The 16,730-nt window shown below is 60.2% G+C and carries 15 protein-coding genes; 11 read left to right on the top strand and 4 right to left on the bottom strand.

The annotated features are described in order from the left end of the window. Positions 1-129: 129 nt before the first annotated feature. A complete protein-coding gene (locus tag ACYQ6M_RS06905; RefSeq protein ID WP_023000900.1) occupies positions 130-1,215 on the bottom strand; it encodes a DUF2336 domain-containing protein in 1,086 nt (361 codons plus the stop codon). Between the two features lie 450 nt (positions 1,216-1,665). Here ACYQ6M_RS06905 and ACYQ6M_RS06900 point away from each other — a divergent pair, with 450 nt between their 5' ends. Next, positions 1,666-1,896 carry a hypothetical protein gene (locus ACYQ6M_RS06900; protein WP_062488394.1) on the top strand — a complete coding sequence of 77 codons (231 nt, stop codon included), beginning with the start codon at positions 1,666-1,668 and terminating at the stop codon, positions 1,894-1,896. Between the two features lie 113 nt (positions 1,897-2,009). On the opposite strand, the gene ACYQ6M_RS06895 is transcribed toward ACYQ6M_RS06900, so the two are convergent. Continuing rightward, positions 2,010-5,531, bottom strand: a complete 3,522-nt coding sequence (locus ACYQ6M_RS06895) for an indolepyruvate ferredoxin oxidoreductase family protein (protein WP_460072893.1) — start codon at positions 5,529-5,531, stop codon at positions 2,010-2,012. Positions 5,532-5,678: 147 nt separating this feature from the next. Between ACYQ6M_RS06895 and ACYQ6M_RS06890 the strand changes: the two genes are divergently transcribed. Continuing rightward, complete coding sequence (locus ACYQ6M_RS06890; RefSeq protein WP_006939550.1) at positions 5,679-6,158, top strand: Lrp/AsnC family transcriptional regulator; 480 nt, start codon at positions 5,679-5,681, stop codon at positions 6,156-6,158. Positions 6,159-6,191: 33 nt separating this feature from the next. On the opposite strand, the gene ACYQ6M_RS06885 is transcribed toward ACYQ6M_RS06890, so the two are convergent. Further along, positions 6,192-7,460, bottom strand: a complete 1,269-nt coding sequence (locus ACYQ6M_RS06885) for an NAD(P)/FAD-dependent oxidoreductase (RefSeq protein ID WP_367022704.1) — start codon at positions 7,458-7,460, stop codon at positions 6,192-6,194. Positions 7,461-7,561: 101 nt separating this feature from the next. On the opposite strand from ACYQ6M_RS06885, the gene ACYQ6M_RS06880 reads away from it, so the two are divergent. The 5 genes from ACYQ6M_RS06880 to ACYQ6M_RS06860 all read left to right on the top strand — a co-directional run bounded on the left by ACYQ6M_RS06880 (position 7,562) and on the right by ACYQ6M_RS06860 (position 12,705). Continuing rightward, on the top strand, positions 7,562-8,527 hold the full coding sequence (locus ACYQ6M_RS06880; protein WP_460072890.1) for a sodium:proton symporter: 966 nt from the start codon (positions 7,562-7,564) through the stop codon (positions 8,525-8,527). Between the two features lie 69 nt (positions 8,528-8,596). Beyond that, complete coding sequence (locus ACYQ6M_RS06875) at positions 8,597-9,379, top strand: DUF2259 domain-containing protein (protein ID WP_460072888.1); 783 nt, start codon at positions 8,597-8,599, stop codon at positions 9,377-9,379. A 121-nt stretch (positions 9,380-9,500) separates the two neighbouring features. Next, positions 9,501-10,172 (top strand): ribulose-phosphate 3-epimerase, encoded by a 672-nt coding sequence (gene rpe, locus ACYQ6M_RS06870; protein ID WP_460072886.1) that lies wholly within the window; start codon positions 9,501-9,503, stop codon positions 10,170-10,172. Positions 10,173-10,516: 344 nt separating this feature from the next. After that, the gene (locus ACYQ6M_RS06865; RefSeq protein WP_055655048.1) at positions 10,517-10,816 is read left to right on the top strand and encodes a GIY-YIG nuclease family protein; all 300 of its coding nucleotides are present in this window, start codon (positions 10,517-10,519) and stop codon (positions 10,814-10,816) included. 311 nt (positions 10,817-11,127) lie between these two features. Further along, on the top strand, positions 11,128-12,705 hold the full coding sequence (locus tag ACYQ6M_RS06860) for an APC family permease (RefSeq protein ID WP_023000893.1): 1,578 nt from the start codon (positions 11,128-11,130) through the stop codon (positions 12,703-12,705). 18 nt (positions 12,706-12,723) lie between these two features. Here ACYQ6M_RS06860 and ACYQ6M_RS06855 read toward each other — a convergent pair whose 3' ends face one another. Continuing rightward, on the bottom strand, positions 12,724-13,206 hold the full coding sequence (locus ACYQ6M_RS06855; RefSeq protein ID WP_460072884.1) for an NUDIX hydrolase: 483 nt from the start codon (positions 13,204-13,206) through the stop codon (positions 12,724-12,726). A 158-nt stretch (positions 13,207-13,364) separates the two neighbouring features. Between ACYQ6M_RS06855 and purB the strand changes: the two genes are divergently transcribed. From purB to ACYQ6M_RS06835, 4 genes are all read left to right on the top strand, one after another. Then, positions 13,365-14,693: an adenylosuccinate lyase gene (gene purB, locus ACYQ6M_RS06850; RefSeq protein WP_023000891.1), complete on the top strand. Its 1,329-nt coding sequence runs from the start codon at positions 13,365-13,367 to the stop codon at positions 14,691-14,693. 237 nt (positions 14,694-14,930) lie between these two features. Continuing rightward, on the top strand, positions 14,931-15,332 hold the full coding sequence (locus tag ACYQ6M_RS06845) for a DUF4260 domain-containing protein (protein ID WP_168692717.1): 402 nt from the start codon (positions 14,931-14,933) through the stop codon (positions 15,330-15,332). 3 nt (positions 15,333-15,335) lie between these two features. Next, positions 15,336-16,085 (top strand): metallophosphoesterase family protein, encoded by a 750-nt coding sequence (locus tag ACYQ6M_RS06840; protein ID WP_460072881.1) that lies wholly within the window; start codon positions 15,336-15,338, stop codon positions 16,083-16,085. A gap of 94 nt (positions 16,086-16,179) precedes the next feature. Beyond that, entirely contained in the window at positions 16,180-16,695 is a 516-nt protein-coding gene (locus tag ACYQ6M_RS06835) for a BA14K family protein (RefSeq protein ID WP_460072879.1), read from the top strand. The last annotated feature ends 35 nt before the right edge of the window (positions 16,696-16,730 follow it).

Genomic DNA, 16,730 nt, shown 5'->3' with positions numbered 1-16,730 from the left:
CGTCTTTCTTGGCACGGATCTGTGCCATTTGAAAGAAAGCCGGCTTTTCGCAAGGCGCTGAAAAAGAAGAGGCCCGATCCTTTCGAACCGGGCCTTACGTGCAGGCAGGAGGCGCCTTGCTTAATTGTGTCAGTGCAGAACGGTGTTGTTCCAATGAGCCATCTTGCGCTTGGCTTCGGCGATCGTCATGCGCTCGAACATGGCCATGGCGTCGCTGCGCACATCCGGTGTCAGGCGGTGACGCCAAGGGCCGATGGCCAGCAGGGAACCCACGGTGATGGAGGAGAAGCCGGAAGCCTTGGCAAGGATGACAAACGGCTCCGGATCGGGGCGCACCATCCAGTGGCTGACTTCCTCGACACCGCATCTCACCAGCCAGGCAAAGGTGGCAACCGCTTCCGCGAACCGGTCTTCCGAGGCAAACCGGCGCAGGGCCGCCTCATTGACCATCCCGCGTTTGGCCAGCAGCAGGACCCGGCTGCGCGCTGTTTCGAAGTCGTAGCGGCCCAGCCAATACTGGTTGGACATGCGCTGTGCGGCGATATCGGCAGCTTCCTCTACCCGCTCGGCTTCGTGACCACGGCCGGTTGCATGCAGCTTCCGCCGGACTTCCTCGCTGGCAACCGAGATCAGGCTGGCAATATGCGCTTCGGCAAGATCCGCACGCTCGCTCAAGGAAAGCTGCAGCGTCGCATCGGAGGCAGCATCGCTGATAAGGGCCATGATCGATGCATCCGACAGGCAGGCGCCGTCGTTGCTGGCCACCTTGCGCTTGACCTTCAGATCACCGCGACGCACCAGCACATCGGTCAGCTCTTCAGACAGAACTTCACGCTGTGCGATGGCGAACCGGTGCGCATTGCCGCGCTTTTCGGCGATCTTGATCAGATCGGCCTCCCGCAGCACGGTGGAGCGCAGCAGGATCGGCTCAGCCACCTCGATCTCGTCATCGGCCAGACGGCGGATGGTTTCTTCCGGACCGCGTCTCAGGCTGGACATCTGGTCAGCGACATAACGGCGAACTTCGTCTTCCACCATGTCGACAAGCCGCAAGAGAACGGAGTCATAAATATCCACCTGCTCGTCGGAGCACCGATCGGAGGTCAGGGCAAACAGGGTTGCGACATGCCGGGCCAGTTCGGCCCTCCGGGCGCTGCCAGCTTCACCGGTCAGCTCCGAGAAGTTCACCAGTTCTGTTTTCAACGCTTCAGTCATGTTCCATTACCAATTTTCACAAGTGTGCCGGTTTGGCGTTGGTACAGAAAATGACGATGAGTTTTAAAGAAGGTCGAAACGCGCTTTTCCAGAATGTAATTGTCTTTTTTTAAAACTTGAGAACAATTCTAACTATATCGCATGTATTCATTACATGTCATTGAAATGTAACAATTTTGACCGCTTCGTTCCCCGCTCGAAGTCACTTTTTTATCCCGTTGAAATCCGAATATTTTTTCCGAAAAAAGATTTTCAGGGGCCGTTTCAATAGTCTCCGAAGGTCAGAAATTGCGACTGGTTTAAATACATTCGCTGCGCCGCAAGGTCCCTGGACAGAGGCGTGCCCGTCAGCAGCGCACGAGATAAAGAAATATTTCCCTTTTCTTATTGACCCTTCACCAGGCGCAATCTAAATAAAGAAAGTAATATATTTCTTTATTGGAGCCAGCCATGTCCTCCGTGGTCCGTTTTCCCCGTGTCGCCGCCATACCGCCCTCCCGCACCCGCGGTCTCTATCAACTGGCGGCCCTCCTGCGACGGAAACTCGGCAAGGCCCTTTCCCGCCGATCCAGCCATCAATCCATTCCGGACGATCTTCTTTTCGATGTCCTCAGCGACAACGATTTGAGAGCCCGCGAAGAAAACCGGCGGCGGCCGATCATTAGCGGCCCCTGGCGCTAGCTCGTCCATGGACTTGCCTTCCGTTTCAGGATTGCAGCGCCTTCACCCGGAGCAAAAGACATAAAAAAACCGGCACCCTGCGGCGCCGGTTTTTTGCTGTTCCTGCTCAGCCTTTATTCGGCAGCAGCCAGAAACTCCTTGGTACCGGTCTTGTTGTCCGAACCGCCGTCGTTGCTTCTGTCGAGCTGCTCCAGAAGCACACGGCGCTTTTCAGTCGCCTTTTCGATGTTGTCATCCTTGATCGGACCAAACCCGCGGATAAGATCCGGAACCCGGGCGAGCTCGACCAACAGGCCGTAGTGTCCTTCCGGCAGCCGTTTCAGGATCTCGGCAATATCACCCTCATACTGGCTGATGAGCGCGCGCTCGGTCTTGCGTTCCGCCGTCCGGCCGAACGGGTCGTACCATTTGCCGCGCATGCCCTTGAACTTCGCCAGGAAGCTGAACGCGGAGAAGATCCAGGGTCCGAAGGCAATCTTCTGCGGACGGCCGGTCTTCGGATCCTTGCGATGCGCGAGGAATGGCGGTGCCAGATGAACCTTCAGCTTCTTCGGGTCTTCAAAGCGCTGCGCGATCTTCTCCTTGAAGGCAGGATCGCTATAAAGCCGCGCGACTTCATATTCGTCCTTGTAGGCCATCAACTTGTAGAGCATGTCGGACACAGTCTGCGTCAGGCGGAACGTGCCCGGACCATGCGCTTCGTCAGCCTCTTTGACCTTGCCGACCAGATCCAGATAACGCTGTGCGTAGGCCGCATCCTGATAGGCGGTCAGCTCCTGGGCGTTGAAGGCAATCTTCTCATCGACGGTAAAGACACGCTGCTTGGCTTCCGACGGCAGGGCCTTGAGCAGTTTTTCCGGATCTGCAGCCAGCACGCGGCCTGCACGGAACGCCTTGATGTTGTTCTTCACCGACGCGCCGTTGAGCTCCAGCGCGGTTTCGATGGCATAGTCCGAGACCGGCAATGCGCCACTCTGGAAAGCCATGCCGACCAGCAGCATGTTGGCATAGATGGCATCGCCCAGAAGCTTCTCGGCAATGTCTGCAGCATTGACAGGCAGATATGTGCCGGAGGCTTTGCGCAGGGCGCTGTCCATCTGCTTTTCATCGAAGGAAAGCGTCTGCTTCAGCACGAATTCCGCAGTCGGGGCCACCTTGGTGTTGGCAACGGTCATCGTGTGACCACGATGGGCGAGCGCGAGCTGATCCGCGTTCGCGGCCACCACCATGTCACTCGCGATCAGAAGGTCGAGGCTGGCTGCCGGAACCCGCGGACCTTCAATCGACCTGTTGCCCGCCGCAAAACGCACGTGAGACGTCACCGGGCCACCCTTCTGGGCAAGGCCGGTCATGTCCAGCGTGGAAGCCTGTTTGCCGTCCACATGGGCCGCCATAGCCAGGATCGCGCTGATCGTGGTCACACCCATGCCGCCGATACCGGCCACCAGCGTGTTCCAGGTGCGGTCAAGCGAAGCAAGTGTCGGCAGCGGCAGGGTTTCCACCAGGGTGTCGATATCGACATCCGCCTTCTTCGGCTTCTTCAGTGCAGCACCGTTGATCTCGACAAAGGACGGGCAGAACCCCTTGATACAGGAGAAGTCCTTGTTGCAGCTCGACTGGTTGATGACGCGCTTTTCACCGAATGGTGTTGCCAGTGGCTCCACCGACAGGCAGTTGGACTGCACGGAACAGTCGCCGCAGCCTTCACATACCCGGTCATTGATAAAGAGGCGCATGTCCGGATCGGGAAACTGCCCGCGCTTGCGCCGGCGGCGCTTTTCCGCGGCGCAGGTCTGGTCGTAAACGATCACCGACACGCCCTTGAAGGTCTGGAACTCTTCCTGAACCTCCATCAGTTCGTCGCGATGGTGAATCTTGGTTCCCGGGGCAAGCGGCGTCCAGGAGCCGTAGCTGTCCGGGTTCTCCGAAACAACCGCGATCCGCTCGACGCCTTCGGCTTCCAGCTGACGGGTGATCTGCGGAACGGTCAGCTGGCCGTCCACCTTCTGGCCACCGGTCATGGCAACCGCGTCGTTGTAGAGGATCTTGTAGGTGATCGGCACGTTGGAGGCGAGCGCCTGCCGGATCGCCAGGATGCCGGAATGGAAGTAGGTGCCGTCGCCGACGTTGGCAAAGACGTGGCTGTCGCCGGAGAAAGGCTGCTGCCCGACCCACAAGACACCTTCACCGCCCATCGCAATCTGGCCTTCCGTTGTCCGCCCGGCCATTTCCGTCATCGCGTGGCAGCCGATGCCCGGCAGCGAGCGGGAGCCTTCCGGTGTCTTGGTCGACGTGGAATGCGGGCAGCCTGAGCAGAAGTAGGGAATACGGGCAGCGCGTTCCGCATGGCCCTGGGCCCACATGGCCTGTTTGGTCATCCGGTTGGCAACCGCGCGCATTTCTTCCGAAACCACATCGCCCGGCAGCCAGGTCATGAGACCTTCGATCAGCTCGGCAACGGACAGTTCCAGAACGTCGGACAGGAACGGTGTCCCGTCCGGACGGCGTTTGCCCCAGATTTCCGGCCGGCTCATTTCCGGCCAGTGATAGGAGATGTCCTTGATCTGGGATTCCATGAACGCACGCTTGTGCTCCACCACCAGCAAACGTTCTGTGCCACGGGCGAAATCACGCAGGCCGAGCGGCTCCAGAGGCCAGCTCATTGCCACCTTGTAAACCCCGAGGCCCAGCGCCTTGGCAAAGTCCTCTGTAATGCCCATCAGGTCGAGTGCCTGCAGCAGATCCCGGTAGGCCTTGCCGGAAGCAACGATGCCGTATTTGGGATTGGTCCTCGTTCCGAAGGTGACCCGGTCCAGACCGTTTGTCCGCACATAGGCCTGAGCCGCCGGAATACGAAGATCGCGCACCAGACGCTCTGTCTCCAGGCGGTTACCCAGAAGGAGATCGCGGTTCTGGTGATAGTCCTTGCGCGGATCGCCTTCCAGCGGACGCACCATGCGCAGCCTGTTCGGAGAGATATTGATCGTTGCCGATGCATCCATCGTGTCGGCAACGCAGATCAGGGCCGTCCAGAGGCTGGTGAAGCGGGACATTTCCAGGCCGTGCAGGCCGTAGTCGAGAACATCCTGGATATCGGCCGGGTTCAGGACCGGAATTTCCGCATGCTCGAAATAGAACTCGCTCTGCGCCGGAAGGATGGAGGATTTTGCAAGGTGGTCATCACCGGCCAAGGCAAGCACACCGCCGTTGCGGTCAGTGCCCGAAGCGTTGGCTTGACGCAGCACATCGCCGGCACGGTCGACGCCCGGCGCCTTGCCGTACCAGATGCCGAAGACGCCGTCGTAAGAGGTTGCCCGTCCAACACCGCCCTCGCCGCGCAGCTTCTGGCTGCCCCACACTGCGGTCGCGCCCAGCTCTTCGTTGACGCCCGGCTTGAAGACGACGTCATACCCCTTGAGGTGGCGATGAGCCCGCATCAGCTCTGTGTCGTAACCGGCAAGCGGCGATCCCCGGTAGCCGGATATGAAGCCGCCCGTTTTCAGGCCGGCCAACTGGTCCATGCGCGCCCGATCGAGCGCCAGCCGGACAAGCGCCTGTATGCCTGTCAGATAGACCCGTCCTTCCGTGGCGACGTATTTGTCCTCCAGGGTAACGGTTGGCATGTGCACGTTCATCCGAATTCCTCCTCAACCGACATCTGGGGCAATGTCCCCCGGCGGCAACCTCACATAATAGGTAATATCATCCTTTTCTCAGGCAATTTCTGTGCTATCGTCACGGCCAATCACCCAGAGGCAGAATAAAAATTCCTAAAATATCCAATGACAGATAAATATCTTCTCGACCCGTCGGACATACGTGTTCTGCGTGTACTGCAACGGGATGCGTCGCTCTCCATTGCCGAGGTGGCAAAGGAAGCGGGCATGAGCCAGACGCCTTGCTGGCGCCGGATCAAGCGCCTCAAGGAACAGGGAATCATCCGCCAGATCACTGCCATCATCGACCGCGAATCCGTGGGTCTTGGCTTCGTGGCCTACTCGTTCGTCAAGCTTGCGGTTCCCAGCCGCGAGAACATGGAAACATTCGACAAGCTGGTCCACCATTGGCCCGAGGTCGTGACGTGCGAGCGCATTACCGGTGCCGTCGACTATCTTATCAAGGTTGTGACGGATGATATCAAAACCTACGACAATTTTCTGCGTCTGAAGCTGCTGGACAATACGCTCGTGTCCGATGTGCAGTCTCGCATCGTCGTCAATACGGTGAAGGACACCGTCGCCCTGCCCTTGCGCGAGAGCTGACATCCGACCTTGATCGACCGCCAGGTTAGACGCTCAGGTGGCGAACCGCAACGCAGACAGCCCCGCCGGGTCCAGAAAAGGCTGCTTGCCCGCAATCATGCTGGCCAGCAGCCGTCCCGTCACCGGCCCGAGCGTGAAACCGTCATGAGCATGGCCGAAGTTGAGCCACAGGCCCGGGATCTTTGCAGACGGACCAACCACGGGCAGCGAATCCGGCAAACATGGCCTGCTTCCCATCCACGGCTGTTCCTGTAACGCCCGTCCAAGCGGAAAAATTTCCTCGGCCCGTCGTTTCGCCAGCTTGACGATCGCCGGATTGGGCGGGGCATCGCGCTCGGCAAGTTCGACGCCAGTGGTCAGGCGAATGCCATTATCCGTCGGTGTCAGGGCGAAGCCGTTTTCGACATCCACAACCGGTCGTGACAGGGACGCCCCGGACAACGGACGATAATGCATGTGGTAGCCACGCTTGACTGCAAGCGGATAGGTTTCTCCAAGGCGTGCCAGCAGATCCGCGGTCCAGGCGCCGAGGGCAACCACTGCCTGGCGGGAAAACAATGTGCCGCGTTCCCCCTCGATTTGCCAGCCGCCACGCTCCTGCTTCAGCTTCATCGCATCGGCGCGGAAATACCCGCCCCCGTCATGCACGAATCCCCGCCAGAAAGCATCGACCACGGCACCGGGATTGGACACCGAACAACTTTCCGGCCAATGAACGCCTCTCAGCCCCTGCGCCGTCAGGCCAGGCTCCAGCGTTCCGATCTCGCCAGCCGACATTTCCCGATAGGAAACGCCAAACACCCGCGCGTATTGGCGTTCGGTCTCGCTTGCCTGGAAGGCAGTCTCCGAGCGGTAAAGATGCAGCCAGCCGCCCTGGCGGTAAAAGCGGTTGGCATTGGTCGCATGCGCCAGGTCGAGATGCTCCTCGACGGCGAAGGCTCTCAACGGAGCAATCGCCCGCGAATAGGCCTCAACCCCGCGGGCATTGCCTGCTGCGTGGAACTGGCGCAGCCACGGCAACATCCGCAGTACGGTGGCCATATCCAGCGAAACGGCACTTGAGCGGCCGAAAAGGATCCCCAGAAGCGTGAGCGGATTCGTCGGCACCGCATGCGGTACGAAGCCGTTGCGCTGGACAATCCCGGCATTGCCGAAGGAAGCTTCCTCGCCCGGGTGCTTGCGGTCGATCAGCGCAACGGACAGGCCCAGCCGCTGCAGATGCAGTGCCGTTGACACACCGACGATACCGGCGCCGAGCACCATCACGTCGAAGGATTGCGTTTGCCTGGTTTTTGCTGTCATGCCTGTTCCGGACGGTGCCCTAATACTGGCGTCCGAGGTCCGGATCCTTTAAGAGGCGCGGAAGTGCCTGCCACAACTCGCGGTTCAAAGGACAACTTAAGATGATTCGATGGTGTGGTGCAGGCTTGGCATGGATCGGGCGCAACGGAACGGCCGCCCTTGCTGTGAGTATCTTCATCGGCATGGCCTTGCCGGCGCTGTCCGCCTATCTGCGGCCCTACCTGACCGTTGCCGTCTTCAGCCTGTTGACCCTGGCTTTTCTGCGGGTCGACACCTTCGCGATCCGCATGCGCCTGCGTCGTCCCACGCTTCTGATTGCCGCCCTCCTGTGGATGATGCTCGGCGCGCCTCTGCTGACGTGGCTGCTGATCGATCTTTCCGGCCTGAAGGCTCTTGGCCCCGATGTGATGTTGGCCCTTTTCATCGCAACCGCCGCTCCCCCGGTGATGGCGGCTCCTGCCTTCATCTATTTGCTCGGCCTTGATGGCACCCTCAGTCTCGCGCTTTCTGTTGCCGCTCTGATCATCACCCCGCTGACGGCCCCCTTCATCGGCGAGTTGATGCTCGGGCCTGCCCTGCCTCTCAGCGTCGGCGGCCTTGCCATCCAGCTCTCCCTGCTGCTTGCAGGCGCCTTTGCGGTCTCGATCGCCTTTCGCAAACTGGCCGGTGAAGAGCGCCTGGCTCGCTCCTCCCACCGCATCAGCGGTCTCAATGTGCTGCTGCTGCTGGTCTTTGCCATAGCTGCCATGGACGGTGTCGCCGCAAGCTTTGCCGCAAAACCACTGTTCACGCTGGGCCTTACCGCCATCACCTTCTGCCTCGCACTGGTACAGATTGCGCTCAGCCTGTTGCTGTTCTCACCGGCGACCCGAGAAGACGCCTATGCAATCGCCCATACCTGTGGCACCAGAAACATGGGACTGATGGTCGCCGCCTTCGGTGGCACCCTGCCGGAATTCACCTGGCTCTGGTTCGCTGTCGGCCAGTTTCCGATCTACATCCTGCCCCTGTTCCTGAAACCGTTTGTGCGGGTGTTCTGCCGTCTGAACGTGAAAACTGTGACGTAGCACACCTGACAGGCGAACGTGCTAGGCTTACCACTAGCCAGGTCAAACACTTCGCGTGAGGAAAGTGCCGTGTCCGTTCTGCCATCCACCGTCAAATCCCTGTGCTCATCGGCGGGCCGCAGTCTTCTGTGTGCCGCAACGCTCCTGCTTGCCGGCGCGAGCCTCGCCCCGGCGGCAATGGCTGGAGACACCGCAGAGCTTCAGCTTCTCGGCTTTTCCAGGAACGGCGATTTCTTCGCCTTTGAGCAGTTCGGCGTCCAGGACGGATCCGGCTTCCCCTATTCTGAGATCTTCGTTGTCGACGTGATCGGCGATACCTGGGTGCCGCCGTCCCCCTTTCGCCTGCGCAAGGATGTCGACCCGGGTCCGGGCGATGCAGCCGACAACGCCCTGTCGGAGACCAGGGCGGAGAACCGTCTTGCCGCTCAGCCACTGCTCCAGGACAAGGCCATTGCCGGTAAAGGCCAGACCGTCGGCTTCAATCCTCGCACGGAATTGACATCCGATCCCCACAAGATGCTGGTTGCCCCGCGCGTCACTTTCCTGTCCGGTGACGATCCAATCGACCTCACCCTGTCGGAATACCCCCTGCCGAATGCCCAGTGCGAGAGCTACGGAGCCGAGACCAAGGGCTTCCGCCTGACCATGGTCCACAATGGTGTCACCCGCATCCTCAACGAGGACAACAGCGTGCCTGAAAGCCGCCGTTGCCCACTGGCTTACCGGATTGAGCGCATCGTCACCCATTTCCCCGATGAAGCCCCGCCCGTCTTTGCCGTGCTGATCCAGATGGACAGCCTCGGCTTCGAAGGACCGGACCGCAGATATCTGGCGATAACGGGACGTCTTTGAGCTTCTAAACCGATTGAGGCCGGCTCGGGTATCTTGCCCAGTCGCATCAGAAGTGCTAGCGCGGCGGCAACATCAGAAAACGGGACGATAACGGCCCGTCTGGCCTGTCCGGGAGTTTGCCATGCCGCGCGACGTCAAGATTGCCCCCTCCATCCTCGCCTCCGATTTTTCCAAACTCGGCCAGGAAGTCCGCGACGTGGTGGAAGCGGGAGCCGACTGGATCCATCTCGACGTCATGGACGGCCACTTCGTGCCGAACATCACCTTCGGCCCGGATGTCATCGCCAAGCTGCGCCCGCACACGGACAAGATCTTCGACACCCACCTGATGATCGCTCCCTGCGATCCCTACCTGGAAGCCTTTGCAAAGGCAGGATCCGACTTCATTACGGTTCATGCCGAAGCCGGCCCGCATCTCGACCGGTCTCTGCAGGCAATCCGCAACCTGGGCAAGAAGGCCGGTGTCTCGCTGAACCCGTCGACCCCGGAAAGCGTCATTGAATATGTTCTCGACCGGCTGGACCTCATTCTGGTGATGACGGTCAACCCGGGTTTCGGCGGTCAGAAATTCATCCAGTCGCAGGTCGAAAAGACCCGCCGCATCCGCCAGATGATCGGTGACCGTCCGATCGACCTCCAAATCGACGGTGGCGTCACCCCCGAAACCGCCCCCCTCGTTGCTGCGGCTGGTGCAAATGTGCTGGTGGCAGGGTCCGCAGTCTTCAAGGGCGGCACGGTGGAAAGCTATGCCGGCAATATCTCGGCGATCCGCAAGGCCGCGGAAGAGGCTTGAAGGCGGCGCTAGCTCTTATCGAGTGCCCGGGTCATACGTCGTGGACTAGGTCCCCCTAAGGCAACCGCTTATTTAGAGGAAACGCCGCCACAGGCTGAGCAAGCGGCCCATCCTTCGAGACAGGCCTATGGCCTTCCTCAGGATGAGGTGGTGGGAGGCATCAAGGCTGGGCGGCTGGGAGGCTGGGAGGCTGGGAGGCTGGGAGGCTGGGAGGCATCTTGCACCTCAGACTTCCCACACAAACACCCTCATCCTGAGGAGGACCGCCAGGTCCGTCTCGAAGGATGGGCCACGCCCTCAACCGGCCCGTCCACTATTTGTCCAAGCCGTGATATCCAGCATCGATGAAGGTTACTTTCTATATCCTCAGATGTTCGAACGGCAGCTATTACACAGGTGTCACGCGAAAGGATCTCGCGAGCCGAGTTAGTGAACATCAGCAAGGAACGTACGACGGTTACACAGCGCGCTACCGACCGGTTGAACTGGTGTTCAATTGCGAATTCGAGCAGCTTACAGACGCGATTGCCTGCGAACGCCAGGTAAAAGGATGGCGGCGTGACAAGAAAGAAGCCTTGATCAAAGGTGAGTTCGACCTGCTTCCCGCGCTGTCTAAACGGGGTGAAACCGCATCAAAAAATTGAGCAAGTGGCCCATCCTTCGAGACGGCGCTTCGCGCTTCCTCAGGATGAGTTGGTGGATCGGTTTGGCGCTCTAATGCTCTAGAGCTCTGATGTTTTCAGGCTCAGAGACATCTTGCACATCAGACTTCCAACAAGCACTTCCTAATCTTGAGGAGGACCGTCAGGTCCGTCTCGAAAGATGGGCTACAGGTACCCGTTTCACCCACGACTACCGGTCGCGAAGCAATTACTTCCGCAACGCGTCTTTCCGTCGAGACATTCCCTCGGTTAAGCTCTCCCCGTTAAAGACTGGGGGAATCGTCTTGGCGCATATGCAACGCAGTATCGGTCTGCTGAGCCTCACCTTTGTGGCGATCAGCGGAATTCTCGGATCTGGCTGGCTGTTCGCGCCCTTGATGGCTGCGCAAGCTGCCGGGCCGTCATCACTCATCGCCTGGATGATTGGCGGCTTCGCGATGCTGCTTCTTGCCGCGACCTTCGCCGAGATCGCGGCGATCCTGCCGGTTGCAGGCGGCATCGGCCGTGTGCCGCATTTCTCCCACGGGTCGGTCGTCTCCATGACAATGGGCTGGACGGCCTGGGTTGGCTACAACACCACCGCCACCATCGAGGTGGAGGCAGTACTGCGCTACTCCAAGAGCCTTGCCCCCTGGCTTTACGGGTCAGACGGACTTCTCAGCCCAGCCGGTCTGGCGGTTGCCTGCGTCCTGCTGGCGGTCTTCACGGTTCTCAATGCCTTTGGCGTCCGCTTCTTTGCCCGTCTCAACACGGCGCTCACCTGGGTCAAGATCCTTGTTCCGGCCGGACTGGCCGCCGTTATCCTCACCTCCGAGTTCCGATACGCCAATTTCAGTGAATACGGCGGCTTTGCCCCCGAGGGGCTGAAGGGCATCCTGTCGGCGATCTCAACCGGCGGCGTGATCTTCGCCCTGATCGGGTTCCGCCACGTGATCGACATGGCCGGGGAAGCCCGCAATCCGAAGGTGAACGTGCCGCTGGCGCTGGTGATCAGCCTGGTCGTCTGCCTGCTGATCTACGGCGGCCTGCAGCTCGCTTTCCTAGGCGCCCTTGATCAGTCACAGCTCAAGCAAGGCTGGGCGGCGCTCAGCTTCCCGGGCGAGCTGGGCCCCATGGCGGCCCTTGCGACCGCCGTCGGCGCGCTCTGGATCGTCAGCATTCTGGACAGCAGTGCGCGCATCTCCAGTTTTGCCTCGGCGCTTGTGTCTGTCGGCTCGAACGCCCGCCTCGGCCTTGCCATGGCCCAGAACGGTCTCTTTCCGAAGTTCATGGAAACTCTTTCGGCGCGCGGCGTACCGCTGTTCGCTTTGCTGATCAACTTCGTGGTCTCGGCTCTGTTCTTCTTCATTCTGCCATTCAACGAAGTGCTCGCCCTCAACACGTCATCCATCGTGTTGTCTTTCGTCGTCGGCCCTGTCGCCGTGCTGGCCTTCCGCCAGCTGATGGCCGACGCCCCGCGCGCCTTCGTGCTGCCGGCCGCTCCTGTCACCGGGTGTCTTGCCTTCGTCGTCGCCAGCCTGATCATCTACTGGAGCGGCTGGGACACCATGCTGCATCTGGGCGTCTGCCTGGTCATCGGTTTCCTGCTGATGATCTACCGCAACAGCAGAGGCGGCTTCGACAGCCTGGACTGGCGCGAGGCGGCCTGGCTTGCTCCCTATCTTGCAGGTCTTGTGCTCATTTCCTGGCTTGGATCCTTCGGCGGCGGCGCGGGCTACCTGCCGGTTGGACCGGATATCGCCGTGGTTTCTGCTCTGGCAGTCGCGGTCTACATCCTGGCGGTGCGCCTTCGCCTTCGCCAGGACAAGTTCGATCTCTACATGGCCGAGGAAAAGGCTGACGAGCGGATGGAATACGGCGACGGCGCGTGAGGCCTTTCAGGATCCAGCCTAGCTGAAACGACGGCCCGGCACGGGTTTCCCCGCCTGCCCTGGCAGCTTGTCCTTCAAACCCGAGGGATAGAGCTCAAGCCCCTTGGCGGCCAGTTCGTCAAGCGTGATCCAGCGTGCCGTCCCGACCGTGTCATCATTCACCTCGTAAACGATGGTATCGGTCCGGTAGTAGCTGTTGTCGGTAAAATGGGCGTGGCACAGGAAAACGATCTCGTGGCCTGCGACGCCATGATGATCGTAGATGTTCTCCATGACGATATACTCGTCGAGCAGAGCGATCCTTGCTCCCAGTTCTTCCAGGAACTCGCGCTGGAGCGTATCGCGCCAGGGCTCGCCAAACTCCACGGTGCCGCCGAGCGGCCGCATGCCGGTGATACGTCCCGTATCGTTCCGCACGTCTGACAGAAGCAGCGCGTCATCCTGCCAGATCAGGGCAAGAGCCTTGACCGCAATCGTGTTAGCCGGCCGCCAGATTGTCATCCGTGTCTCCTCAAAGACAGTCGCATCGCGCTCGTGTGCACCGTAAAATTCACATTCGGGCACTTTGCTGCAAGCAAAAACCGCGTCTCCGCATTGAAGGGGCAGCGCCCCTCTGCTATTCCGCAGCCAGATTTTCCACATACGAGGTCCATTCGCCGATGATCCCGCGCTATTCCCGTCCCGACATGGTTGCCATCTGGTCGCCGGAATCGAAGTTCCGCATCTGGTTCGAGATCGAGGCCCATGCCTGCGACGCACTGGCCGAGCTCGGGGTCATTCCGAAAGAAGCGGCCAAGACCATTTGGGAAAAGGGTGGCAGCGCCACGTTCGACATCGACCGCATCGACGAGATCGAGCGCGAGACCAAACACGACGTCATCGCCTTCCTGACCCATCTGGCGGAAATCGTTGGCCCGGATGCCCGTTTCGTGCACCAGGGCATGACCTCGTCCGATGTGCTCGACACCTGCTTCAACGTCCAGCTGGTCAAGGCAACCGACATGCTGTTGGCCGACATGGACGCCCTGCTTGCCGCGATCAAGCGCCGGGCAATGGAACACAAGGACACCGTCTGCATCGGCCGCTCCCACGGCATCCATGCCGAACCGGTAACCTTTGGCCTGAAGATGGCCGAAGCCTATGCCGAGTTCGACCGCTGCAAGAAGCGCCTGCTGGCGGCTCGTGAGGAAATCGCCACCTGCGCCATTTCCGGTGCGGTCGGCACGTTTGCAAACATCGACCCGGCCGTGGAAGAACACGTCGCCAAGGCCATGGGCCTCCAGGCCGAACCGGTCTCCACCCAGGTGATCCCGCGTGACCGTCACGCGATGTATTTCGCAACCCTCGGCGTGATCGCCTCCTCCATCGAGCGCGTGGCAACGGAAGTCCGCCACCTGCAGCGTACCGAGGTTCTGGAAGCCGAAGAATTCTTCTCCAAGGGCCAGAAGGGCTCGTCGGCAATGCCGCACAAGCGCAACCCCGTCCTGACCGAGAACCTGACCGGTCTTGCCCGTATCGTCCGCGGTTTCTCCATTCCCGCAATGGAAAACGTGGCTCTCTGGCACGAGCGCGACATTTCGCATTCGTCCGTCGAGCGCATGATCGGCCCGGACGCGACCATAACCCTTGATTTCGCTCTGGCCCGCCTGACGGGCGTTATCGACAAGCTGCTGGTTTATCCGGAGCGCATGATCGGCAACATGGACCGTCTCGGTGGCCTCGTGCATTCCCAGCGTATCCTGCTCGCTCTCACCCAGGCCGGTTCGTCGCGCGAGGACGCATACCGTCTGGTCCAGCGCAATGCCATGAAGGTGTGGGACAGCTACCAGGTGGCAGGGGCCGCCTCGGTCGACTTCCTGACCGAACTTCTGAATGACGCGGATGTGCGCAAATATCTGTCCGAAGAAGAAATCCGCGACCGCTTCGACCTCGGCTACCACACCAAGAATGTCGATGTGATCTTCGAACGGGTGTTCGGCGAAGCATAAGTCTTCCGCCATTTGGCGGCGTAAATTTGCTTTCCGTCGTCATCCCGGCCAAGCGAAGCGCGAGCCGGGACCGGGGAGCCACAGAATTTTGTATTCGCACAGGAAGTTTGACCGATAGACCTCGGCTCCCCGATCCCGGATCTCCGCTTCGCTGCGTCCGGGATGACGATCCGAGGTCTGTAGTCGGGCTTCGGGGAGGCATCGGCCTCCCCTTCTCTTTCCGCGGAAGGTAAAGCGATGTCCGGCGAAAAATCCCTTGTTGCCTGGCAGCGCATCGAAGCGCTTTTCATCCTGATTGCTTCGCTGGTCCTCTATTTCTGGACAGGAGCGCCGTGGCTGACGTTTGTCATCCTCATTTTGGTGCCCGACCTGTCGATGCTGGGCTATTTTGCCAATCCACGCGTTGGCGCCCTGATCTACAATCTCTTTCACACCTACATCGGCCCGGCCCTCCTGATGGGGCTTGGCGTCCTGCTCACGGATTATGATCTGGATCCCTACGCCTTCTGGGATTTTGCTCCGATCGCGATCATCTGGACCGCCCACATTGCGTTCGACCGGGTTCTGGGCTACGGCCTGAAGAGCCCTGAAGGGTTCAAGATCACTCACCTTGGCCGGATCGGCCGTCAGGATAGCTGAATCATGAAAATCGCCGTCGTCTCGGACATTCACGGCAATGTCCTGGCCCTTGAAGCCGTGCTTGCAGACCTGAAACTGGAAGCACCGGACCTGATCGTCAATCTGGGTGACTGCATTTCCGGTCCGCTCTGGCCGGAGGAAACTGCCGCCATCCTGCGTGAGGCTGCCTGGCCGACCGTTCGCGGCAACCATGACCGCATCGTCCTGGACGATCCGATCGACAAAATGGGACCGACCGACTTCTTTGCCGCTGAGCGTCTTTCACAGTCAAGCCGCGACTGGCTGGCAACAAGTCAGCCGACCATACGCCTGACGGACGAGATTTTCCTGTGCCACGGCACCCCGGACAACGATGACCGCTACCTGACTGAAAAGGTGGAGGGACCGAAGGGACACCTGCCGGACGAACAGACCTTGCTGGACGAGTTGAAGGGCGAAACCGCTCCCGTCATCTGCTGCGGTCACACGCATATTCCCAGGGTCATCCGACTTCAGAAAACCGGGCAGATCCTGCTCAATCCGGGCAGCGTCGGCTTGCCGTCCTACGAAGACGACCATCCGCACCGGCATGTCATGGAGGCCGGCAGTCCGCATGCCCGCTATGCCCTGATGACAAACAATCACGGAGCATGGAACTTTCAGGAAAAGATCCTGACATACGATTGGGACACAGCCTCCGCCGAGGCGGAAAAGAACGGACGACCGGGTTGGGCCCGGGCTCTGAAACACGGTTTTTACGGCCCACTTTCCTGAGATCTTCGCGATCACAAATGACGGAGCATGAGCATTTCGGGGAACGAAGCCGGGCGCTCCACGTTTTATGTCCATGATTAGCATGGAGTATGTGATGTCGATCTGGAAATCCGTTTTAAGTCACGCCGCCATCGGTGGTCTTGCCGTGAGTCTGGCTTTGCCGGCCTTCGCCGCTCCACTGCCGCTGCTCAAGACCGCGCCGGTGCCGGTTCAGACGCATTCGGAAGCCCCGGCGAACGTCCTCAAGGTTGACCACAAAAGAGGTCATAACCCGCATCGCGGCTACAACAATCGTAACGGACGCCACTATTACAACGGGCACCGAGGTTACCGGAAATATCGTCAGGGCTATCGCCAGTATAACGGCTGGTGGTTCCCGCCGGCAGCTTTTGCCTTCGGCTTCGGCGTTGCTCCCGGCCCCCGCTATGCGGCCCCACCTCGCTACGCAGCTCCCCCGCGCTACGCCGCCCCGCCTCGCTACGGCCGTGGCTACAGCCCCGCGCACTATCAGTGGTGTGGTCAGCGTTATCGGTCTTACCGCCCTGGCGACAACAGCTTCCAGCCCTATCACGGACCACGCCGTGTATGCGTCTCGCCCTATGGGCCGTGATTTAAGCTGACGGCGACAAACATCGAGCCGGTCCT

Source organism: Roseibium sp. ROS1, from assembly GCF_054658215.1.
Note: the sequence above shows the minus strand (reverse complement) of the source record. Positions and strands in the feature narration are given on the sequence as shown.